Source organism: Sphingomonas sp. ASY06-1R (genome assembly GCF_052180265.1).
Classification (GTDB): domain Bacteria; phylum Pseudomonadota; class Alphaproteobacteria; order Sphingomonadales; family Sphingomonadaceae; genus Sphingomonas_I.
Map to the genome: position 1 here is coordinate 2,420,613 of NZ_CP197464.1, position 23,033 is coordinate 2,443,645.

General features: G+C 63.4%; 18 protein-coding genes and 1 riboswitch. Of the genes, 6 read left to right on the top strand and 12 right to left on the bottom strand.

Going from position 1 to position 23,033, the window contains the following annotated elements:
* Window positions 1-543: 543 nt before the first annotated feature.
* Together ACSBM8_RS11690 and ACSBM8_RS11695 are read left to right on the top strand one after the other, a co-directional pair.
* Window positions 544-1,470 carry an arginase family protein gene (locus ACSBM8_RS11690; protein WP_442678192.1) on the top strand — a complete coding sequence of 309 codons (927 nt, stop codon included), beginning with the start codon at window positions 544-546 and terminating at the stop codon, window positions 1,468-1,470.
* Between the two features lie 156 nt (window positions 1,471-1,626).
* Window positions 1,627-5,346, top strand: coding sequence for an NACHT domain-containing protein (locus ACSBM8_RS11695; protein WP_442678193.1), 3,720 nt, complete (start codon window positions 1,627-1,629; stop codon window positions 5,344-5,346).
* Between the two features lie 274 nt (window positions 5,347-5,620).
* Here the strand turns inward: ACSBM8_RS11695 and yczE are convergent, their stop codons facing one another.
* Complete coding sequence (gene yczE, locus ACSBM8_RS11700) at window positions 5,621-6,238, bottom strand: membrane protein YczE (protein ID WP_442678194.1); 618 nt, start codon at window positions 6,236-6,238, stop codon at window positions 5,621-5,623.
* A 277-nt stretch (window positions 6,239-6,515) separates the two neighbouring features.
* Between yczE and ACSBM8_RS11705 the strand changes: the two genes are divergently transcribed.
* The gene (locus tag ACSBM8_RS11705) at window positions 6,516-8,504 is read left to right on the top strand and encodes a glycoside hydrolase family 3 protein (RefSeq protein WP_442678195.1); all 1,989 of its coding nucleotides are present in this window, start codon (window positions 6,516-6,518) and stop codon (window positions 8,502-8,504) included.
* 130 nt (window positions 8,505-8,634) lie between these two features.
* Here the strand turns inward: ACSBM8_RS11705 and ACSBM8_RS11710 are convergent, their stop codons facing one another.
* From ACSBM8_RS11710 to ACSBM8_RS11720, 3 genes are all read right to left on the bottom strand, one after another.
* Window positions 8,635-9,273, bottom strand: coding sequence for a twin-arginine translocation pathway signal protein (locus ACSBM8_RS11710; RefSeq protein WP_442678196.1), 639 nt, complete (start codon window positions 9,271-9,273; stop codon window positions 8,635-8,637).
* A gap of 157 nt (window positions 9,274-9,430) precedes the next feature.
* Window positions 9,431-10,279, bottom strand: coding sequence for a GGDEF domain-containing protein (locus tag ACSBM8_RS11715; protein WP_442678197.1), 849 nt, complete (start codon window positions 10,277-10,279; stop codon window positions 9,431-9,433).
* A gap of 140 nt (window positions 10,280-10,419) precedes the next feature.
* Window positions 10,420-10,923: a hypothetical protein gene (locus ACSBM8_RS11720; RefSeq protein ID WP_442678198.1), complete on the bottom strand. Its 504-nt coding sequence runs from the start codon at window positions 10,921-10,923 to the stop codon at window positions 10,420-10,422.
* Between the two features lie 31 nt (window positions 10,924-10,954).
* Between ACSBM8_RS11720 and ACSBM8_RS11725 the strand changes: the two genes are divergently transcribed.
* On the top strand, window positions 10,955-11,368 hold the full coding sequence (locus ACSBM8_RS11725; RefSeq protein WP_442678199.1) for a hypothetical protein: 414 nt from the start codon (window positions 10,955-10,957) through the stop codon (window positions 11,366-11,368).
* An 11-nt stretch (window positions 11,369-11,379) separates the two neighbouring features.
* Here the strand turns inward: ACSBM8_RS11725 and ACSBM8_RS11730 are convergent, their stop codons facing one another.
* The 6 genes from ACSBM8_RS11730 to gcvT form a co-directional block, all read right to left on the bottom strand.
* Complete coding sequence (locus tag ACSBM8_RS11730; protein ID WP_442678200.1) at window positions 11,380-12,720, bottom strand: chloride channel protein; 1,341 nt, start codon at window positions 12,718-12,720, stop codon at window positions 11,380-11,382.
* Window positions 12,721-12,734: 14 nt separating this feature from the next.
* Window positions 12,735-14,294: an aminomethyl-transferring glycine dehydrogenase subunit GcvPB gene (gene gcvPB / locus ACSBM8_RS11735; protein ID WP_442678201.1), complete on the bottom strand. Its 1,560-nt coding sequence runs from the start codon at window positions 14,292-14,294 to the stop codon at window positions 12,735-12,737.
* Window positions 14,291-15,652 (bottom strand): aminomethyl-transferring glycine dehydrogenase subunit GcvPA, encoded by a 1,362-nt coding sequence (gene gcvPA / locus ACSBM8_RS11740; protein WP_442681577.1) that lies wholly within the window; start codon window positions 15,650-15,652, stop codon window positions 14,291-14,293. The genes gcvPB and gcvPA overlap by 4 nt, the downstream gene beginning before the upstream one ends.
* Window positions 15,652-16,422, bottom strand: a complete 771-nt coding sequence (locus tag ACSBM8_RS11745) for a class I SAM-dependent methyltransferase (protein ID WP_442678202.1) — start codon at window positions 16,420-16,422, stop codon at window positions 15,652-15,654. Before ACSBM8_RS11745 ends, gcvPA begins: the two co-directional genes overlap by 1 nt.
* A 69-nt stretch (window positions 16,423-16,491) precedes the next feature.
* Window positions 16,492-16,863 (bottom strand): glycine cleavage system protein GcvH, encoded by a 372-nt coding sequence (gene gcvH, locus ACSBM8_RS11750; RefSeq protein WP_442678203.1) that lies wholly within the window; start codon window positions 16,861-16,863, stop codon window positions 16,492-16,494.
* Window positions 16,860-17,978, bottom strand: coding sequence for a glycine cleavage system aminomethyltransferase GcvT (gene gcvT / locus ACSBM8_RS11755; RefSeq protein WP_442678204.1), 1,119 nt, complete (start codon window positions 17,976-17,978; stop codon window positions 16,860-16,862). Before gcvT ends, gcvH begins: the two co-directional genes overlap by 4 nt.
* Before the next feature lie 175 nt (window positions 17,979-18,153).
* Window positions 18,154-18,245: riboswitch (glycine riboswitch) on the bottom strand.
* A 240-nt stretch (window positions 18,246-18,485) separates the two neighbouring features.
* Here gcvT and ACSBM8_RS11760 point away from each other — a divergent pair.
* Window positions 18,486-18,965, top strand: coding sequence for a hypothetical protein (locus ACSBM8_RS11760; RefSeq protein ID WP_442678205.1), 480 nt, complete (start codon window positions 18,486-18,488; stop codon window positions 18,963-18,965).
* 148 nt (window positions 18,966-19,113) lie between these two features.
* Window positions 19,114-19,494 carry a hypothetical protein gene (locus ACSBM8_RS11765; RefSeq protein WP_442678206.1) on the top strand — a complete coding sequence of 127 codons (381 nt, stop codon included), beginning with the start codon at window positions 19,114-19,116 and terminating at the stop codon, window positions 19,492-19,494.
* 18 nt (window positions 19,495-19,512) lie between these two features.
* Here ACSBM8_RS11765 and ACSBM8_RS11770 read toward each other — a convergent pair whose 3' ends face one another.
* Entirely contained in the window at window positions 19,513-20,289 is a 777-nt protein-coding gene (locus ACSBM8_RS11770; RefSeq protein WP_442678207.1) for a GGDEF domain-containing protein, read from the bottom strand.
* Between the two features lie 60 nt (window positions 20,290-20,349).
* Complete coding sequence (gene metH, locus ACSBM8_RS11775; protein WP_442678208.1) at window positions 20,350-23,016, bottom strand: methionine synthase; 2,667 nt, start codon at window positions 23,014-23,016, stop codon at window positions 20,350-20,352.
* Window positions 23,017-23,033: the final 17 nt, after the last annotated feature.

Sequence of the window (23,033 nt, forward strand, 5' to 3'; positions counted from 1 at the left end):
AAAGGCAGGCGGCGCTGGCGGCAAGGCACGCGCCAATCGTCGCCCCGGCGGAGGCCGGGCCGCAGCAGGCGGAGCCGTTCCCCTTCCCGCTTCGGTTTCTTCAAATCGTCAGCGGCTTGGGCCGGTGACGATCGTTCAAAGAGCCTTAAAACCCGCCCAAAAACAAAAAAACACCAGAAACGAACTTGATGATTTGCCTGAACGCATGGCAACTCGCTTGGAACGAATAGAGAACATTTGCGGAAATGTCAATTGCAGGAGGCGCCGTGCGGGCGGGGCACCTGGCCGCATGGTGGAGCCCGGCCTACACCGGGATGACGGGTGGGAGCGCCGGGATGTCGGGTGTAGGGTGCTGTTTCCCCCAAGTTTCTCGGGGTGGAGGGGCTTTGACAGGCTGAGTGGAGGCAGAAGATTTTCCCTCCACCATCGCTGCTACCCTTCGACGCCGCCTGCGGCTCTGCTCAGGACAGGGGATGGTCCCCCTCCCCGGCAAAGGCCGGGGAGGAGACGGAACCGCCTCGCTAGCGAAACGTCTCCGACCGCATGCCAAAGCGACAGACTTTTATCGACCTGCCGGAAGCGGATTTCGACGACCTTGCGGATGCCCGCGTGGTGGTGTTCGGCGCGTCCGAAGCCTCGCCTTATGTGGCGGGGGCGCCGAGCCATTCGGCGGACGGGCCGGCGACCTTGCGCAAGGCATCGGCGCAGTTCGGCAAGAGCCTGGGCCAATATGATTTCGATCTCGACGCGACGATGTTTCCGGACATCAAGGCCGGCGACCATCGCGGCTGCGTGGATGCGGGCGACGTGCCGACCAATGCGTGGGATTCGGCCCCGAACCGCGAGCGGATCACGGCGGCGACGCGCAAGGTGCTGGAGGCGGGCGCGGTGCCGATATTGCTCGGTGGGGACGACAGCGTGCCGATCCCGATGCTGGCGGCGTATGAGGGGCACGGGCCGCTGACGGTGTTGCAGGTGGATGCGCATGTCGACTGGGCAGACGTGCTGCAGGGCAACCCCTATGGCTATGGATCGACCATGCGGCGCGCGGCGGAGTATCCGTGGGTTCAGCATATGGTGCAGGTGGGCATCAGGGGGCTGGGATCGGGCGAAAGCTGGCAGCATGACGATGCCCGCGCGTGGGGATCGCAGCTGATCAGCAGTTACAAGCTGCACGACGAAGGTACGGCCGCGGTGACCGACCTGATCAAACCGGGCGCCAAGGTGTTCATTTCGATCGACTGCGACGGGATCGACCCGGCGGTGCTGCCGGCGGTGAACATGCCGACGCCGGGCGGGCTGACCTATGAGGATATGATCCGCATCCTGCGCGGCGTAGCCGCCAAGGCGGACATCGTGGGGCTGGCGATGGTGGAATATGTGCCGGCACGCGACGACCGGCATTTGCTGTCGGGGCTGGTGGCCGCGCGGATTGCGGCGGTGACGATGGGGTTGGTTTTGGGGCAGTGAAACCGTGGATACCGATTAAGATTCCTGTGCGAACACCCGCAACAAGACGCTTTCAGTAAATGCCGTCCCAAATTTTGCATTGGCGGAAGATAATCACGTTTTTCCCTTGCGGCGTCCCGCGATTTCGGCAGGTTGCGCCGATACGGGGGAACATGAATGTACCATTATGAAGTACTTGGCGACGAGCGGTTTCAGAGCTTCTGTCAAGCGCTGATCGCGGCAAGCTTCCCTAACGCACAATGTCTTCCTGTCGGCCAACCGGACGGGGGGCGCGACGCATTCATATTGCGGAAGGTCCGCGAACATCGTCGGCGACATGCGCAAGATCGCGAGCTTATCGTTTTTCAAGTGAAATATGTGAAGAAAGCAAACGACACCCGCACTGAGCGAGAAATGCTAGAAGATGTAGCTCGAAACGAGAGAAATAAGGTTGAAAGACTAAAAGACCATGGTATTTCTAAGTATATCCTAATTACCAATTTGCGTGGCACTTCGCATCTTGAAGTAGGATCCATCGATCGAGTCAATACAATTCTTACAGATTCGCTAGGCGTAGAATCGTATTGCTGGTGGCGAGATGATCTGGACAGACGTTTGGACAATTCTTCATCGATAAAGTGGAGCTATCCTGATATACTCAAAGCAACGGACCTGCTTGAGAAGCTTGTGGCCGGCCAACTTGGAGAAGGCGAAGAGCGGCGCCGCAGCGCAATCCGCGCCTATATGACATCACAGTATGACGAAGACCGTGAGCTAAAATTCAAGCAAACCGATCTGCGCAGCACGATGGCAGATTTGTTTGTCGACCTCCCGATGCGTTCAATCCACCTCTGGAGCGACCGAATTGATCGCGCCACCGGCAGTTCGATGCGCCCTAGCAATTTAAACGTAGAGCGTTGGTATTCCAGAGATGCAGTTTTCGATTCCGAACGGCGCACCCTCAATGCCGCAAGGCATTTCCTGCATCACACTGGCCAAGCAAAATTGCAAAATATTGTCCTCGAGGGCGCCCCTGGGCAGGGCAAATCAACGGTCACCCAATTTATATGCCAAGTTCTGCGAGCGCATCTCCTTGGCAAGACCGTGGATTTACGGGCGATCCAGCCTACCCTTCGCGGCAGCCAAATACGAATTCCATTTCGAGTCGATTTGCGTGATCTTGCGAAGTGGATATCGGGGACAGACCCATTCCATTCTAAGCAACGCCCTCTGGACGACACGGAGCCGCGCTCGTTGGAAGGCTTTCTAGCCGGTCAAGTGCGTTTCCTATCTGGCGGGCACGCCTTTAATGTTTCCGACTTAGCCGCCATCGCCCGCGCCAGCCACGTCCTGCTAGCACTTGATGGCTTTGATGAGGTTGCAGAGATCAATCTGCGGCAGCAGCTGGTCACGGAAATCACCAAGGGTGTTGCACGGTTGGTCAATGCCGGAGGATTTTCGATCCAAACGATTGTGACAAGCCGGCCTGCCGCATTTGCTAAATCGGTTCGATTCCCTCGAGAGAATTGGTCGTATTTTGAGCTTCTTCCGCTCGAGCAATCGCAGATTGATGAATACCGAGGCAAATGGGCCAAAGCGAAAGGACTTAAGGAGGGTGAATCTCTAACTCTCAAGAATATACTCGATGCCAAATTGCGAGAGCCTCATACGCAATATTTAGCTAAGAATCCCATGCAGCTTACGATCCTGTTGTCACTATTAAACAGCCGTGGCTCCTCGCTCCCCGAAAAGCGTACAGCTATGTACGACGCTTATATGGACATGTTTTTTAGTCGCGAGTCGGAGAAAAGCGCGGTTGTCCGGGACAATCGCGACCTCTTGATCGATATACATCGTTTTCTCGCATGGAAGTTGCAGACGGCCGCAGAGTCCGGTGATAACGGAAGTATAGAGCAAAGTGAGCTTCGCACTACTCTTTTTGCATATTTGGATAAAGAGGGAGAAGATACGTCGATTGTCGATTCACTTTTTAATGGTATCATTGAGAGGGTTGGAGCTTTAGTTTCTCGTGTTCAAGAGACTTATGAGTTCGAGGTGCAACCATTACGAGAATACTTTGCGGCCAAACATTTGTACGAGACCGCACCATACCCATCTGACGAGAAGCCGATGGGTGGAGATAAGTTTGATCGTCTACGGGCGCTCGTCGCAAATCCTTATTGGCTGAATGTCGCTCGGTTTTATGGCGGCTGTTTCAACAAAGGCGAGATTCTGACGTTAGTTAATGAGCTTATCGAGCTAAGTCAGGAGGATCCCTTCAGATTAACCAGTCATCCGCGCAGCGTTGCTCTGATGCTGCTGGGTGATTGGGTGTTCACGCAGTACCAGCCTGCAGTCCGTCAAATTGTGGCATTTATTGGCGAATATCCACAGCTGCGACAGCTTCTTGCTAATGCCGAGAACGGATCGAGCCTGTGGTCCGGTTTGCCCGAGCGAAGCGGAAGAAATGACTTTGTTGAGCTGCTCTGGCAGCGGCTCACCACCACTCGGATGATCGATGAGCAGCGAGCCCTATCGAACGCTATCCAGCAGAATACATCCATTCTAGAACGCATAGATCGATGGAAAAGCTTGGCTGGCTCGTTGGACGAGGCGGATTGGGCTCGTTTGGGGTCATTTCTTCAACTCTACAACGAAGCGCCAGTAAGCATGTTGCTCGCTGAGGATGCACCTTTAGGAGATCAACTGCTAGGCCAGCTATTGCAAAATGGCCGCTTTGATGCGTTGGATGCTCCTCCTTATTTTGACCGCGCACAGGCGCTAATTCTCGGTGGTAAACCAAACTTCAATCCGTGGACTGACACATTTACCGGAAGCCGCTTACAAATAATGGGGAAGATACTTTGGCCCTTCCCTTATGCCTTGGCGAGCACGGAAGAGGCGGAGATACCGCTACGCGTTCTCGTTGAGCGTCGCATAGGCTCTGATGTCGTTCAACGGCTAAACGCGGAAATCGACGCAGGATTAGACAAGCTGTCGTTGGCGGAACGAGAGGCCGCTTATGCTTATCGAGCCTTCCTTGAGATACAATCGTCGTTTCTGGTCACTAATATTGAACCTTGGAGCGAGCTTGTTGCAAAGTTGCGCGCTGCCTGGGGCGATTGCCCTGCAATCGACCGCATAGCCTCTGTCGCGGCAGGTGTTCGATCAAGGACTGCCTCAGGTACCGACGTCGCGCTTTCTGAAGCTGCTGATCTTGTCGCCGCCGCTCGCTTCGTACGCCTCCGCTCTGGTTCTCCGATTTGGTGGCGTAACAAATTAACCGCCGATAACGGAATGATTGATCGCCGCCGGCTCCTATCGTTGTTACTTATGTGGGGCACGGCAAAGACGTTCATAAAGTTGCGTGATGTCCTAGATTCTGTTCTTAGCGATTTGGGACCATCCGATTGGGCTGATCTAATATATGACTATAAATGTCTACACTATAGCGAGGGGCGTAATGAGGTCGTCTTATCAGCGGGAGAACTATCACAATTACTTTCTTGTCGTTCGCGTACAAAGCTCTACGTCGGACTGAGATTGGGCTATCCTCAGCGATTTCAGCTAGCGAAGACAATCGTAGCGGGCGCCGATGGCAGCGCCGTAGAATGGCAGTTCGCCATGCAGGCGCTTGTGAGCGAATGCCGAAAAACTAGTCAATGGAAAGCGATACTACCATTAATTGAAACGGCCTATGCAAGAGGCGCTCCCGCTGCGCCACGAACCAACCGCGAATTCACAATGCCTGACCCCATCGCTCTGCAAGTTTCATCCGCGCCTGAGAAGTATCCGCTCGCCTTAGTCGCACTAGCCGATGCGCAGCTTACCACAACCGCTGGCTCACGAGCGCCTAGGCTCCTAGATGTAGCGCAGCGAGAAGGCTGGTTTCAATGACTGACCGGTCGGGGCCCTGCAGGATCCGCCTGCCTGATATTGTTTGGGATGCGTATTTTCGCGGCTGAGCAGCAGGCGCGGCCGTTCCACCGTGTCGGTGGTGTCGTCGAGATTGGTTGGATATCAGGATCGCAAATTCCTCGCGGCAGCGGGCGACGCGATAGCAGCGGCGCAAGGCCCTATCCCAGACGGCAGGTGAAGGCGGCGAGGACGCGATCGCCCTCTTCATGGGCGAAGCGATCGTTGGCCTTCGTGCAGGGTGCGGGCGTGCTGTCTAAAGCTGCGCTGGAGCGGCAGGCTGCGGGCCGTTATCCTTGTACAAAAGAGTGAAGAAGGGCAGCGCGTAGTGCACCACCCAACCGATGGTCAGCGCGTACAAAACGGTCCCCACGCCGACGGTGCCGCCCATCAGCCAGCCGGTGGCGAGCACGCTAAGCTCAATCGCGGTGCGGACGAGCTTGATCGGCCAGCCGGTGCGGCGGGCGAGGCCGGTCATCAGGCCGTCGCGCGGCCCTGCGCCCAAGCCCGCACCGATATAGGCGCCGCCGGCGATGCCGTTCAGCACGATGCCGGCGATCAGGAAGGCGAAGCGCCACGGATAGCCTGCCGGTGCGGGCAGGAACGGCAGCGACAGATCGACGACCGTGCCGATGACGATGATGTTCAGCACGGTCCCGATACCGGGGCGCTGGCGCAGCGGGATCCACAGCAGCAGCACGACCAGGCCGACGAGATTGACGGTCATGCCGAAGCTGAGGCCGAGGCGCGGTGCCAGGCCCTGATGCAACACGTCCCAAGGATCGAGGCCGAGGTTGGCGCGCAGCATCAGGGCCATGGAAAAGCCGTAGAGGACCAGGCCCCAGGAGAGTTGGATAAGGCGGCGCGTGATCATGCGCCGTACGCTATCGAGAATCGGCACTTCCTTTAAGGTCCAATCGCAAGAGATTAGCCTGATGGAGACGGCGGATTACGGCGGTAACGATGGGTCTGGTGCCGGGGCGCCATTTCGCCGACTGCGCACAAGGCGACCGCGGCTCACCAGGACGATGGGATAAGGCGCCGCGTGATCCTGCAAGTGCAGGCCTTTCCACCAGGCCCGGACTACGACCGTAAACCGCTAGCCGGAGGCTGACCGGGTCTGGCAAGGAGCGGCGCAAAGGAGAGTTTCGTTGCGCACGCCTTTCATCCTCGCCGCGATCGCGGCGGCGGGTCTGGTCGGCCCGGCCGGGGCGACTGGCCCGCGCCAGCCGCATCTGGACAGCCGCACGATCCCGATCCTGCACGTGCAGGGCCTGGCCTTCCGCGATCTCGATCGCAACGGGCGGCTGGAGGCTTACGAGGATTGGCGGCTTCCGCCGGCGCGGCGTGCCGCCGATCTGTTGGCGCGCATGACGATGGACGAGAAAATCGGCCAGATGATGCACGGCTCGCTCAGGGAGGCGGGGGACGATTACAATGTGCGCCTGGCGCGCGGGGAAATCCTGGGCAAGCATGTCACCGCGATGATCACGCGGCTGGCGACGACGCCGGCCAAGCTCGCGGTGGCCAATAATGGCCTGCAGGCGATGGCCGAGGAGGGTCGGCTGGGCATCCCGCTGACGTTGAGTTCCGATCCGCGCAATCAGCTCGGCGGCGTTATGGGAGCGAGTGTCGCCGCGGGCGGGTTCACGCCCTTCCCCGATCCGCTGGGCTTTGCCGCGATCGGCGACGCGGCCGCGACCCGGCGCGCGGCCGACATCGTCCGCCAGGAATATAGAGCGGTGGGCATCCGCGAGGCGCTGTCGCCGCAGGCCGATATCGCGACCGAGCCGCGCTGGCCGCGCATCGACGGCACGTTCGGGTCCAACCCCGCTTTGGCGGCGCGCATGATCGGCGCCTACGTCACCGGCATTCAGGCCGGGTCCGCCGGCATCGGCCCGACCAGCGTGGCGGCAGTGGTGAAGCATTGGGTCGGCTATGGCGCGGTCGACAATCAGGGGTTCGACAGCCACAATTACTACGGGCGCTTCACCGGGGTGACGAACGCGGCGTTGCCGCAGCATATCCTGCCCTTCCAGGCGGCGTTCGCCGCGCATGTCGCAGGCGTGATGCCGATGTATTCGCTGGCGCACCGGTTGCGCGACGCCGCGGGACAGCCGGTGGAGACGGGCGCGGGCTTCAGCCGCTATCTGCTGACCGACCTGCTGCGTCGCCGGTACGGTTATGACGGCCTGATCCTGTCCGACTGGGCGATCACGAGCGATTGCAACGACGCGTGCCGCAACGGGGCCAAGCCGGGGGTCGCGCCGAGCTGGGCCGATGCCGATCCGGCGTGGGGGGTCGAGGATATCCCGGAAGCGGCGCGCTTCGCCAAAGGCGTGGATGCAGGCGTCGAGCAGTTCGGGGGCACCACGCATGTCGACATGCTGGCGGCCGCCGTCCGAAGCGGTGCAATCTCCCGCGCGCAGATCGACGCCGCCGTGCGCAAGGTGCTGACGCAGACGTTCGCGCTGGGCCTGTTCGAAGACCCCTATGTCGATCCGCACGAGGCCGCGGCGTTGGTCGGCAATGCGCGGTTTCAGGCGGAGGCACACCGGCTGCAGGCGCGATCGATCGTGCTGCTGGAAACACGGCGCGGGCTCTATCCGCTGAACCCCAAGACGCAGCGCCGGCTGTTCCTGCGCGGGATCGATGCGGCGCCGTTCGCAGCATTGGGCTTCACGATCGTCGACCGGCTGGATTGGGCCGATGCCGCGATCGTCCGGCTGTCGACACCGCACCAATTGCTGCACCCGAATTTTCCCGCCGGCCGCGTCCAGCACGAAGGCGCGCTCGACTTTCGCGACGGCGATCCGGAGTTCGAGGCGGTGAAGCGGATTGGCGCCGCGGTGCCGACGATCGCGATCGTGCATCTCGACCGCGCGGCGGTGTTGACGGCGCTTCGCCCGCATGTCGCCGTCCTGGCGGGCGATTTCGGGGCGACCGATGACGCGGTGGCGGACGCGCTGACCGATCGCATCCGGGCGGAAGGGCGGCTGCCGCTGGAGCTGCCCGCGTCGATGGCGGCGGTCGCAGCACAAAGGCCCGAAGTGCCGGACGACAGCAGGACGCCGCTCTACCCGTTTGGCTACCGGGCGGGGGTGCAGGCGCCGTCGCGCATCATCACCCCAACGCGGTGAATTTCCGCTGCTGGCGGGGGGACGGCCGCGTTTCCGGCGGAGGTCAGACGCTTGTGCCCAGCCTCCTGCGGCCCCGGCCTGCGCCGGGGCGACGGCGGATTTTGGGCTATGTCGTGATGGCGTCCGGACCCTACGGCGCCGTGCCGCCCGCCGCGGCTTTCCGCTTGCTCGCCGCGACGGCCGCATCCCACGTCGCCCAGTCGATCGCGCGGCCGGGATAGGCGACGGTACGGAACGGCCAGTCCCTGGCCACCCATGCCCTCACCCACTGGTATAAGGCGGCGTCGAAGCCGGCGTCATAATCGGCCTTGGTCACCCAGAGCCGCACGACCGCATCATGGCCGGGGACCGGGCTGGGCGAGACATAGACGGAGCCGCGTTCGCGGCGGCCGTCCGGCGTGAGGACCGCGTAGGCGAAGGATTTGCGGGCGCGAAAGCGGGCCTGTTCGCCCTCCATATCCTTCATCGCATCCGCATCGGTGATGCCTTCGCGCGGCCAGTTGGTGCTGCGGCTGAACGTCTTTTGGAGATGGTCGATCGAGGACATGTAGGCATCGTAATCCAGCTTCACGACCTCCGGGCCGAGCGGCACGAGGACAAAGCCCGGGCCTTCGATGCGGGTGGGGGGCGTGAAGGTGGCGGGGATGAAGGCGGGTGCCGACGCGGGCTTGGTCGCGGCGGCCGGGGCGGCAGCAGGTTGCGCCCGGGCGGCGAGCGGGACGGCCAGGACCGCGGCGGCGAGGAACAGGGAATGGCGCGATGATGTCATGGATGTGATCTCCCGCCCCGGTGCATCGGGTGTGGCGGTGGATCGCAACAATAAGGTGTTTGGCCCAGCCGGGTGGGCGGCGGCTGGCGGGACTTACTTCCAGCGGCCCCGGCCTCCGCCGGGGCGACGGCTAGGGAGGCGGATGGAGCGGCCTGGTTCAGGCGCGGCTTTCCACGCGGTCGCGGCCGCCGCGCTTGGCGTCGTAGAGCGCCTGATCGGCTTTCGCCATGGCGGCGCTGAAGGATTGATAATCGCGCAGCGCGGTCACCCCGCAGGAGAAGGTCAGTGGCGGCCGATCCGCGTCGGTGATGCTATCGATGCGGAGCAGCAGGCGCAGGCGTTCGATGATCTCGGCCGCATCTTCCAGCTGCGTGCCCGGCATCAGGATCGCGAACTCCTCGCCGCCCCAGCGGGCGGCACGATCGCCGCGCCGCAGCCCCTCTTCCAGCCGCCGGCCAAAGGCGGTGAGCACACGATCCCCCTCGTCATGGCCGAAGCGATCGTTGATCGACTTGAAGTGATCCAGATCCAGCAGCGCGACGGCGGATGGCGTGTCCGCCCGCAGCGTGCGCGCGGCCACGTCGGCAAAGCCACGCCGGTTGAGCAGGCCGGTCAGCATATCCTTGCCGGCGGCATCGGTCAGGCTCGTGATCCGGGCGGTGGTTTCGGCCGAGGCGCGCGCGACGCCCGCCAGCAACTGCCCGACCAGATCGTCGCCGCCTTCCGGAACCGGCGGCACGCGTTCGCCGCGCTGGAAGCTGCGCAACAGATCGGTCGCGTGCGCGATCGGGGTGAGCAATGCCGCCACCGCCGACAGCGCCGCGCCGGTGCCGACGAGGGTCGCCGCCAGCAGGGTGAGGAAAATCCCCCAATCCCAGCGCCCGCGCACCCCCTCTGCGATGCAGAAGGTCACGATCGGCAGGTGCACCGCGACGAAGCAGATGGTGAACAGACGGAGCTGGTAACTGCGCGGGAAAATCCACCGCGTGGCCTGGTAAAAACGCATACATCCTCATCGCCGGCGGGCGATACACTGCCCGGTCGTCGTGGTGCGGATGGGGATATAAGGCGAAAAAGGCCAGCCGAAATGCACGATCGGGGCGGGATTGCCCCACAAACGGGCGGCATTCGCCCCCTCGTGCTGCGTCACTGCAGCGTGATGACGAGCCCGTTTTCGAAGAAGAGATAGCCCAGGCGCGGGTGCACGAAGGCGACGGCGGCGCTATTGAAGCCGCCGCATCGGATCCATCCCGATACACTACCCGGCCGTTCAATCGCGGCGGGGAGGCGCCAAAAGGGGCCGATATCCTTTGCCAGCGCCGCGCGCGTGCGGTGCCGGAGATCGCTATAGTCGAGCCGGTCCGTGCAGACGCCGTCGCCCAGCGGATGATCGATCCGGTCGCGGCGCAGATCGATATAATGGGCATCGACGCCTTTCATGGCGGCCCGCGCCGCCGGGCTGCCGAGCATCGGGCCGAAACGCCAATGTTTGAGCCAAAAGGCTTGGGCGGCGCGCGGCGGCGGTGCGGCCGGGGTCATCGTGATGGGCAGCGCCAGTGCCAGGATCGTGATCAGCAGCCGGATCAGCGCGCTCCTCCCCTGATGCGAAACGAATAACCCCTGCCCGACCGGCATTTCGCGCTGTAGCATCGCGCATCCTTAGCAGGCTGGAAAGGCAAAGATGATCCTCAGTCTTCTCCTCGGCATGGCCGCCCTGCATGGGTGCACCAAGGGTTCGGAGTTCGAGCCCTCGCTCTGCCCGAGCCAACTGCCCGCAATTGCGGACGTGACAATCCGGCAATTCGGCGTGCGCGATTATCCGGAACAGCGCGGAGAGCCGCCCTGCACGGACTTTCGGCCGACCAAAGCGCAGGTCATCCGGTATCTGTCGAAGGCGCGCACGACGAGCTTCCAGTCTGCCGATGCGACGCTGGACCGTCTGCCCTGCCGCGCGAGCGGCACAGTACGCTTTGTGGATGGAACGAGCGGGCAATGGTGGATCGAGCGGCTGGGCGTCGCCACGCTGGCTCAGCCGGGTCACGAGGATGTGCTGCTCTATTGCCGGGAATGTACCGAGCCGCCCTTCGCGCACTAAGGGTCCGCCGCTTACCGCGCTTCCGGATCGGGGGCGGCTTCCCGGTCTTTGCCGGGCCGGAGGAAACCGGCGGCGAGGCCATGGTAGAGCCGCTCGCGGCAGACCAGAGACGCCGTCCCTTCGGCGATCAGGGCGGTGGCCAGCAGCGGCAGCATCAGCCCGCGGCTGGCGGTCGTCTCCGACATGATGATGACGGAGGTGAGCGGCGCGCGCACGACGCCGGTGAAATAGGCGACCATGCCGAGCAGCACGACCGCGCCGGTCGGCTGATCGGGGAAGATGGCGTGGACGACATTGCCGACGCCCGCGCCCGTCGCCAGGCTGGGCGCGAAGATGCCGCCGGGCAGGCCGGCCGCGGCGGTGGCGAGCGTCGCCAGGAATTTGGCCGGGCCGAACCATAAGGGCGCGTCGCTCCCCTCAATGATCGCACGCGCGGCGCTGTAGCCCGTACCCCAGGTGAGGTGCGTCACCACGCCCAGCACCGCGACGATCACGCCGCAACCGCCCGCCAGCAGCAAGGGCCTGCCGCCGGAGATCAGGCTGGCCCCACCCCGCGCCAGCCACAGCATCAGGCGCGAAAAGACGCCGCCGCTCAAGCCGCCGAGGATGCCGGCCACCGGCGCGATCAGCAGCACCGCGCGCAACGGCAACGTCTGCCCGACTAGCCCGAAATAGATATAGTCGCCCGCCACGCCCTGCGCGATCATGCCCGCGATCAGCACCGCGCTCATCACCAGCAGCGTCATGCGCTGCTCATAGGCGGCGGCCAGTTCCTCGATCGCAAAGGCGACGCCCGCAAGCGGGGTGTTGAACGCCGCTGCGACACCCGCCGCCGCGCCCGCCACCAGCACCGATGCGGTGACCGGCACGCGCAGCCATTTGTGCGCATAGGCCATGATCGTGGCGCCGACCTGCACCGTCGGCCCCTCGCGCCCGACCGAGGCGCCGCACAGCAAAGCCCCCGCGGTCAGGACCGCCTTGAGCAAGGCGGTGCGGCCCGAAACCAGGCCGGCCATGGCCGCTTCCGGCGCCTGTTTGGCGGCGATGATCTGGGGGATGCCGGATCCGCGCGCGGCCGGTGCCAGGCGATTGGTCAGCCACGCGATCACCACAAAGCCGATCGGGGTGAGCAACAGCGGCAACCACCAGTGCAGCTTGACCAGCCCACCGAACATCTCGCTCGCGCGGTCGGCCGCCCAGGCGAAGGCGACCGCGATCAGCCCGACGGTGGCGGCGCCGCCGAAGATAGCGGTGCGCCGCCGCCACACCGGCGCGGTCGGACCATGACGACGCAAGGCCACCCGCACGCGCCGGCGCACATCCGCACCGTCCTTGCTTTCGGAATCAGCCACGGTCCCGGGCGCCGTCAGTCATCCTGATCGGCGAGGATGCGCTGCGCCAGGATGGGCGATCGTGCCGCCGCCGTCTCGTCCAGTCGGCGCCGAGGCGCGAAATGCGGCGCGGACTTGAGCGTCTCGTCCCCGGCCCGGCCGCGTTCGGCGACGGAGCGGAGCGCGCCGATAAACTGATCGAGGCCGGCCTTGCTCTCGGTCTCGGTCGGCTCAACCAGCATCGCGCCGTGGACGACCAAGGGGAAATAGACGGTCATCGGGTGGAAGCCCTCGTCGATCAGGCCCTTGGCGATATCCAGCGTGGTGAAGCCTTGCGCCATGCCGGTATCGGAGAACAACGCCTCGTGCATGCACGGGCCCGAAGCCGCGAACGGGGCGTCGAGCACGTCTTCCAGCTGGCGCAGGATATAATTGGCGTTGAGCACGGCGTCGCCCGAGACCTGGCGCAGACCGTCGGCGCCGTGGCTGAGCATGTAGGAGGCGGCGCGGGTGAACATGCCCATCTGGCCGTGGAAGGCGACCATGCGGCCGAAGCTATGCGCGTGATGATCCTCGGCAGTTTCCTCCTCGACGAGGCGGAAGCCGGCATCGGTCTGCTCGACGAAGGGGAGCGGCGCGAACGGCGCGAGCGCTTCCGAGAAGACGACCGGGCCGGCGCCGGGGCCGCCGCCGCCATGCGGGGTCGAGAAGGTCTTGTGAAGGTTGATGTGCATCGCATCGATGCCGAGATCGCCTGGGCGGACGCGGCCGACGATCGCGTTGAAATTGGCGCCGTCACAATAGACCAACCCGCCGACGGCATGGACCGCCTCCGAAATCGCGGTCATGTCGCGTTCGAACAGGCCGCAGGTGTTGGGATTGGTGATCATGACGCCGGCGACGTCGGGGCCGAGGCGGGCTTTAAGCGCATCGAGATTGACGCGACCTTCGGCGGTGGCGGGGATATTCTCGACCGCATAACCGCAGAAAGCGGCGGTGGCGGGATTGGTGCCATGCGCGCTTTCAGGGACAAGGATGACCTGACGCGCGTCGCCGCGCGCTTCGAGTGCGGCGCGGATCGCAAGCAGGCCGCAAAGCTCGCCATGCGCGCCGGCCTTGGGGCTCATCGCGACGGCGGGCATGCCGGTGAGCTTGCACAGCCATTCGCCGACGAGGTGGATCAAGGCGAGCGCGCCCTGGACGGTGGAGACCGGCTGGAGCGGATGAATGTCGGCGAAGCCGGGCAGGCGCGCCACGCGTTCGTTGAGGCGGGGATTGTGCTTCATCGTGCACGAGCCGAGCGGGAAGACGCCGAGATCAATCGCGTAGTTCTGGCGGCTGAGGCGCGTGTAATGGCGCACGGTTTCAGGCTCCGACAGGCCGGGCAGGCCGATCTTGCCGCGCTCGAGGCCGCCGAGGCGGTTGGTCGCCTGGGGTGCGGGTTCGAAATCGACGCCAGTGCGATCGGTCGAGCCGATCTCGAACAGCAACGGCTCTTCCAGCATCAGCGCGCGATTGCCGGTGAATGTGGGTTGATCGCCTGCGCCATTGGCAAGCGGAGCTTCGGGGCGCCAGCCGGACTGGTTGATGGTCATGCCAATGCCTCCTGGAGCGCGGAGGCAAGCGTGGCGACATGCTCCTGCGTGGTGGTTTCAGTGACAGCGACGATCAGGCCGTTCTCGCGGCCGTCGCCATCGACATAGAGGCGGCTCAGGGGCACGCCGGCGAGGATGTTCTTGTCGGCCAGCGCCCGCACGATCGGGCGGGCAGGCTTGCTGAGCCGCAGCGTGAATTCGTTGAAGAAGGCGCCGTTGACCAGTTCGACGCCGGGGACCGCGGCGAGCACGTCCGCCGCGGCCGAAGCCCTGGCATGGTTGATCGCGGCGAGCTCACGCAGGCCCTTCTCACCCAGCAGCGTCATGTGGACGGTGAAGGCGAGCGCGCACAGTCCCGAATTGGTGCAGATGTTGGACGTCGCCTTCTCGCGACGGATATGCTGCTCGCGGGTCGACAGCGTGAGGACGAAGCCGCGCTTGCCGTCGGCGTCGATCGTCTGGCCGCACAAGCGGCCGGGCATCTGGCGGACATATTTGTCGCGCGTGGCGAACAGGCCCAAATAAGGGCCGCCGAACTGGAGGCCGACGCCGATCGACTGGCCTTCGCCGACGACGATGTCGGCGCCCATCTGACCGGGCGACTTGATCGCGCCCAAGGAGACCGGCTCGGTCACGACCACGATCAGCAAAGCGCCCTTGGCATGGCAGGCTTCGGCCAGTTCGCTCAGGTCGGCGATATGGCCGAGGATGTTGGGGTTCTGGACGACGACGCAGCTGGTCTGGTCGTCGATCGCGGCGAGCAGGCGGGCCATGTCGTCCCCTGCCCCGTCGAGCGTGGGCAAAGCCGTGTCGAGCGTGTCGCCGGTGAACTTCGCCATTGTCTGCGCGACCGCCACATAATGGGGGTGCACGCCCGCCGAAATCACGGCCCTGGTCCGGCGCGTGATGCGGCGCGCCATGCCGATCGCCTCCCAGCAGGCGGTCGAGCCGTCATACATGGAGGCATTGGCGACGTCGCAGCCGAGCAGGCGCGCAACCTGCGTCTGGAATTCGAACAGGACCTGCAGCGTGCCCTGCGCGATCTCCGGCTGATAGGGCGTGTAGGCGGTGAGGAACTCGCCGCGCTGAATGAGGTGATCGACGCTCGCCGGCACATGGTGGCGATAGGCGCCCGCGCCGAGGAAGAAGGGCGCGTCACCCGCAGCGAGATTCTGTTTGGCGAGCGCACCAAGCTGGCGTTCGACCGCCATTTCGGTGGCATGCAGCGGCAGCCCCTCGACCGGGCCGGACAGGCGCGCGGCGGCGGGGACGTCGACGAACAGATCGTCGATCGAAGCGGCGCCGATTGCGGCGAGCATGTCGCCACGATCGGCGTCGGACAGCGGGAGATAACGCATCAAGCGGGCTTCCTCATGGAAAAGCGGAGGCGGACATAATCGGCGATCCAGCTGCCGTCGGGCTGCTGGAGCTTGGGGGCGAGCGCGGCTTCGACGGCGCGGGCGATCTCAGCCTGATCGGCGTCGGGGACTTGCGACGCGTCCATGAAGCCGGCGCGGAAGACGCGCAGCCAGGCGGCGACGCCGTCCGGCAACGGGGTCGGACGCGGGATCAATTGGGCTTCGACGTCGATGAAGCCGGCAGCTTCGTAAATGGCAGTGAACTCGTCCGGTGCCGGATACCATTGCGGGTCTTGGGCCGGCACGGCGTAGCCGCGTTGGGTGAGCTCGGCGCGGATGCCGGCGCGCAGGATGGCGACATTGCCCTGCCCGCCCATCTCGCCGACGAAGCGCCCGCCCGGCTTGAGCGCGCGATAGACGCCGCCGGCAACCGCGGCGCCATCGAGCATCCAATGCAAGGCGGCGTTGGAGAAGACGGCGTCGAACGCAGGGCCGAAGGTCAGTTTCTCGCCATCCTCGACCCGGGCGTCGAGCCCGCGTACCAAAGCGGCGGCGATCATGTCTTCGGAAGCATCGACACCGCCGACGGTCGCGCCGACCTCAACGATTTTCTCGGTAAGGATGCCGTCGCCGCAGCCGAGATCGAGAATATGCTCGCCCCGCTGCGGGTCGAGCAGAGCGAGCACGGGTGCGCCCAGTGCGGGCACGAACGCCGCATTCTTGATATAATCGGCCGCATCCCAGCGGCTGGCAGAGTTAGGCGCGGTCATGCGCGGCTCCCCTCCCCTTCAGGGGAGGGGCTAAGCAAGCGCACCCGCTGCAAAGGCAATTGGAACAACTCACAGAGCGGCCACGAACGCCTTGTAGCCGGTCTCGTCCATCAGGCCTTCCAGCTCGCCGGCGTCCGCCAGCGTCAGCTTGAAGAACCAGCCGTCCGTTTCCGGCGCGGTGTTGACGAGCGCCGGATCCGCCTCGAGCGCGGCATTGGCCTCGGTCACCGTGCCGGACACGGGCGCATAGACGTCGGACGCGGCCTTGACCGATTCCACGACGGCGGCTTCCTTACCCTTGGCGACGGCAGTGCCGGCCGGCGGCACTTCGACGAACACGACATCGCCCAGCTGGGCCTGCGCATAATCGGTGATGCCGACGGTGGCGCTATCGCCCTCGACCGAAATCCATTCATGATCCTTGGTGAAATAGGTCGTCATTGGGCGGCTCCCTTGCGGACATAATTGTGGGGGACGAACGGCATCGGCGTTACGGTCGCGGCGAGGCGCTTGCCGCGCACTTCGATGTCCAGCGCCGTGCCGGGTGCGGCATACGCAGCCTTGACATAGCCCATGGCGATCGGCGCGCCGACCGTGGGGGCGAAGCCGCCGGAGGTGATGGTACCGACCTTGATGTCGCCAGCGTAAATCTCGGCACCTTCGCGCGCGGGCAGACGCCCTTCGACCGCGAAGCCGACGCGCTTGATCGGCGCGCCGTCGCGCAGTGCGGTCAGGATCGTGTCTGCGCCAGGGAAGCCGCCTTCGGCACGGCGCCGCTTGGAGATGGCGAACCCCAGATCGGCCGCCGCCGGATTGATCCCGGTATCGAGATCGTGGCCGTAGAGCGGCAGCCCCGCCTCCAGCCGCAGCGAATCCCGCGCGCCCAGCCCGATCGGCTTCACTTCCGGCTGGTTGCACAGCAAGGTCGCAAACATATCCACGCTGTGCGCCGGCAGCGAAATCTCGAACCCGTCCTCGCCGGTATAACCCGAGCGGCTGATCCAGAATGTATGCTCGCCATGGCCGAACTGCCCGGCGGTCATGAAGGTCAGCTGCTCGACGCCGGGCACCAGCCGCGAGAGCGCCACGACCGCCTCCGGGCCCTGCAAAGCAAGCAGGCCGTAACTGTCCATCGTCACCAGCGCGACATTGGCCGGCAGACGCGCCCGCATATGCGCAACGTCGCCCTGCTTGGTGGCGCCGTTGACGACCATATAGAAATCGTCGGCGCGGCGGGTGACCATCAAGTCGTCGATCACGCCGCCGGTGTCGTCCAGCAGCAGCGAATAGCGCATGCGGTTGACGCCCAGGCCGGTAATGTCGCCCGGCAACAGCGTTTCAAGCGCGGTGTCGACATCCTCGCCCGAAAGCGTGAGCTGGCCCATATGGCTGACATCGAACAGGCCGGCATGGTTGCGCGTCCACTGATGTTCGGCGATGATGCCCTCATATTGGATCGGCATGGCATAGCCCGCGAAGGGCACCATGCGGGCACCGCGCGCACGATGCCATGCGTCCAGCGGCAGCGGTTCGGCGATATGGTCGTCGGCGCTCATCAATCTGTCCCGTCCAAGAGCACGATAGACGGCAGCAGCCTTGCGGCCCCTCCTTCTATCGCCCCCTCTGTCACGGAACCTGAGAGCATTCGCGTGCCTCCCTATTGAAGGGCCGGTCACGCTTTCACCTTCGGTGGAGCAGAGCTTACGCCCCGCTCGCTTTCCAGAGTGTCTTAAGGTCCGCGCGGTCCGTTTGACCTGAGAGATTCCGGGGCGGTTGCTCCTTCGGTGGCCCGCTCAAAGCGAACGCTCTCCCGCGCAGTCCTCCGGCAGTTGCCCACCGTCGACGCCACGACCCTGCACGGGCCACAGATTCGAGTCAATCGAGGTTCGGACAGGTTTATGGGCCAGGATGATTTTAGCCGCAGACTTACAAAGAGCCGCCAGTCGGCAAACGCCCCAATTGCTGCCGTTCAGCGGTCTGCCGTTCAACGACGTCTCTGACTCGCTTGGAATTTGCCGCTCCCACAGATTGTCAGGACATCGCTGGTGATATAAATTTATCTAATGATGAATGGTGCTACTTCTTCTCGGTGGAAAGTTACCGCCTTGAATGTGCGTGCGCTTGCGGCAGGATTGATAACTGGTGCGCTGCTCGTCGCCGCCTATACTTTTGCGTCTGGATTAATCGCTGCCCGCACCTCTTATGGGAGCGGGGCCGAACTCTTTATTCCGATAAAAGTGCAGATCGGTTTAGCTATATGGTTTTCGGGAATCTACGGGACAATCATAGTAGCAATCTGCGCCCCGATATGGCTCCTTTTTCGAAAGATAGGATATACGAGTGGCGTTTTAGCGCTGATTTTGGGATTTACGGCTCCGGTTACCCTTTGGATCGCGATCAATATAAACGGGAATTGGTCGCTTCTCGATTTGGCAAAGGGCGGATTGCCCTACGGCTTTTCCGGAAGCGGTGCCGGTCTCGTGGCTTGGCTTTGCAGGCCACGTGGGATTGGTGTTCTCACGAACCCCGCAATGCCAATTTAGCGGAATTCAATCCCAATTGCGGTCCGCCTCGAACTCACCACAGTCGGTCATTCAGTGTTGCACCGAAAGCAGTCACTTTTCAGCTCGCAGCCTTGATAGCGTGGCCATTCTGCTTTGCTTTCCAATGCTGCCATGATTACCAATTGCGATGGTGTGGATATTTCTCGCCCTGGCAGGATATTCGGATGATCCGCAACCATTGCGGTGCCGGTCGACCGCTGGAGATATCAGCATCACCCTGCCCGCCCGGCTCGATCCTTCGATAAAACAGATTGGCGTGGAGCGCCTGACTTCGCCAAAGCAATTCTACATAGTGTTGGACGACGACGTGCGGCTGGTGGCGTGGACGCCGAAGATGCGTAATTTAGTCTTTAACCGGACGCAGCTTGGCGTGGTGAGCAGTGACCAAGGCCCGCAAAAGCAGCGCATATTCGCGCAACCAGGCCGCTATCGCATCATCTTTGCCGACACTATCGAAACGGAATTCGACAACATGACCTCGGTGGACTGCCGGATCACGATCCGCTGAAATTCGAAGTCTGCACCCTCATCGTCCGGGCCAGCGCCGCTCTTCCGGATGGGCATCGCGCGATACGTTGCCGCTGCCGCCCGCTTTCGCATCATTCGCCAACACGACACGGTTACGGCCCGAGGCCTTGGCCTGGTATAGCGCACCATCGGCGCGGATGAACAATTCCTGGAACGTCTGGTCCCCGTGGCGCGTCGCCACGCCGGCCGAGATGGTGACGGATACCGGCACGGAATCGGTCAGGATCGGCGTGTGCGCGATGGTGTCGCGGAACGCTTCCAGCCGGTCGAGCAATGTGGCGTGATCGTCCCGATAGGCCAGCAGCGCGAATTCTTCCCCGCCAAGCCGCCCGACCCGTCCAAATTGTCCCAGCAACCGATCCATCATCGTCGCGGTCGTGCGCAGGACCTGATCGCCGATCCAATGGCCGTGGCGGTCATTGACGTTCTTGAAATCGTCGATGTCGACGATGATGAGCGCGAGGAAGGTGGTGTCATCCACCCCGTCGAGAAAAGCGCGCCGGTTGAGCAGGCCGGTCAGTTCGTCCATCATGCCGGCACGGTAGAGCGCCAACTGCGCCCGACCCAGTTTCCGGGTCACCGGCACGGCGATGCAGACCACCACAATCACGGTAATCACCCAGGATCGGATCGCATTCGTCCAGCTGGTGAAGAAGAACAATTGATTGGCAACGTCGACGGCAAGCGCGATCGACACGCACAGCAGTGTCGTCAGGAGGATATAGTGCGCGAGATCGCGCTCATTCCTCAGGTCTGTGCGCGAAAAAGGTGCCATCCTGTTCGCGGGTCAACGCCGACAGCCCGGATAGGCTCCGCACAGCGTATTCGACAAATATCAGTCGAGGTTGGGCCGCAGCCACCGCTCGGCTGTATCCAGATCCACGCCGCGCCGCACGGCATAATCCTCCAGCTGATCGCGCCCGATCCGCGCAACGCCGAAATATTGGCTGTCGGGGTGGCCGAAATAGAAACCGGAGACCGCCGCCGTCGGCAGCATCGCGAAGCTTTCGGTGAGCGTCAGGCCGGTCGCGTCCGTAGCGCCGAGCAGATCGAACAGGATCGGCTTCAGGCTATGTTCCGGGCAGGCGGGATAGCCGGGCGCCGGGCGGATGCCGCGATATTGCTCCTTGATGAGCGCTTCGCTGGTGAGCTGCTCGCCCTCCGCATAGCCCCACAAGGTGGTGCGGACATGCAGGTGAAGGCGCTCGGCAAAGGCCTCGGCCAAACGATCGGCCAAGGCCTTGAGGAGAATGTCCTTATAGTCGTCATGATCCGCCTTGAAGCGCGCAATGTGCGGATCGATGCCGTGGATGCCGACGGCGAACCCGCCAAACCAATCGTCCTCCCGATCGATGAAGTCGGCCAGGCACATATTGGGCCGGCCTTCGCGCTTCTTGATCTGCTGGCGCAGCATCGGGAAACGGACTTCGTTGCTGTTCGTGCTGAGCGAAGTTGGAGCACTTTCGACCGTGTCGCTGCGCCCTTCGACTTCGCTCAGGGCGAACGGTTTCACGACGATATCATCGCCGTCCCGGTGCGCGGGCCAGAGCGCCGCGACACCGCGCGCGGTCAGCCATTTCTCGGCGATGATCGTGTCGAGCATCGCTTCGGCGTCGGCGAACAGGCCGCGCGCGCTCTCGCCGACGACGTCATCTTCCAGGATTGCGGGATAATTGCCGGCCAATTCCCAGGCGCGGAAGAACGGCGTCCAATCGATATAGGACCGCAGATCGTCGAGCGGCCATTCTTCGAACACGTGCGTGCCGGGCTGCAACGGCGCCAGCGGCTTCTGTCCGGCGTCAAAGGGAAAGGCATTGGCGCGGGCGTCTGCGAGCGGCGCCAGATCATTCTGGCCCTTGTCGGCACGGGCGACGCGCACCGCTTCATAATCGGTTGCGGTCTTCTCGACGAAGGCATCGCGCTGGGTGTCCGACATCAGCGTCGAGGCGACGCCCACCGCGCGGCTGGCATCGAGAACGTGCACCACCGGCCCCTTATAGGCCGGATCGATGCGCAAGGCGGTGTGCACCTTGGACGTGGTCGCGCCGCCGATCAGCAGCGGCATGGTCATGTTGGCGCGCGCCATCTCGGCCGCGACCGTCACCATCTCGTCGAGCGAGGGCGTGATCAGGCCCGACAGGCCGATCATGTCGGCGTCATTCTCGTTCGCGGCTTCGAGGATCTTGGTCCACGGCACCATCACGCCGAGATCGATGATGTCATAGCCGTTGCAGGCCAGCACAACGCCGACAATATTCTTGCCGATATCGTGCACGTCGCCCTTGACGGTCGCCATGATGATGCGGCCCTTGGGCCGCGCGCCGACTTCCTTGGCCGCCTCGATATAGGGCAATAGGTGGGCGACGGCCTTCTTCATCACGCGGGCCGATTTCACCACCTGCGGCAGGAACATCTTGCCCGATCCGAACAGGTCGCCGACGACGTTCATGCCGTCCATCAGCGGGCCTTCGATGACCTCGATCGGGCGGGCATGCTGGAGGCGGGCTTCCTCGGTATCATCGACGACATACATGTCGATGCCCTTGACCAGGGCATGCTCCAACCGCTTGCGGACGTCCCAACTGCGCCATTCCTCGGCCTGCTTTTCGGCGACAGCGTCGGTACCGCGATATTTTTCGGCGAGCGTGATCAGACGGTCGGTCGCGTCGTCGCGCCGGTCCCAGATCACGTCCTCGCACGCCTCGCGCAGTTCGGGATCGATCTGGTCGTAGACGTCGAGCTGGCCGGCATTGACGATGCCCATGTCCATGCCCGCCTGGATGGCATGGTAGAGGAACACGCTGTGCATCGCGCGGCGGACGGGCTCGTTGCCGCGGAACGAGAAGCTGAGGTTCGAGACGCCGCCGGAGATATGGCAATGCGGGCAGCGCGCCTTGATCTCGCGCACCGCCTCGATGAAGTCGATAGCATAGCGGCGATGCTCGTCGATGCCGGTGGCGACCGCGAAGATGTTGGGATCGAAGATGATGTCTTCGGGCGGGAAACCGATGCCGGTCAGCAAAGTATAGGCACGCTCGCAAATCTCGACCTTGCGTTCCTTGGTATCGGCCTGGCCGACCTCGTCGAACGCCATGACGACCACGGCCGCGCCATAGGCCATGACCTTGCGCGCATGGTAGAGGAAGGCCTCTTCGCCTTCCTTCATGCTGATCGAATTGACGATCGGCTTGCCGGACACGCATTTCAGCCCCGCCTCGATCACGCTCCATTTCGAGCTGTCGACCATTACCGGCACGCGCGCGATATCCGGCTCGGCGGCGATCAGCTTGAGGAAGGTGGTCATGGCGAATTCGGCGTCGAGCAGGCCCTCGTCCATGTTGACGTCGACGACCTGCGCGCCATTCTCGACCTGCTGGCGCGCGACCTCGACCGCCTTGGTGTAATCGCCGCCCATGATGAGCTTCTTGAACGCCGCCGAGCCGGTGACGTTGGTGCGCTCGCCAATATTCACGAACTGTGCGGTGGAAGGGGTGCTGGCCATTTTTCTCTACGTCATCC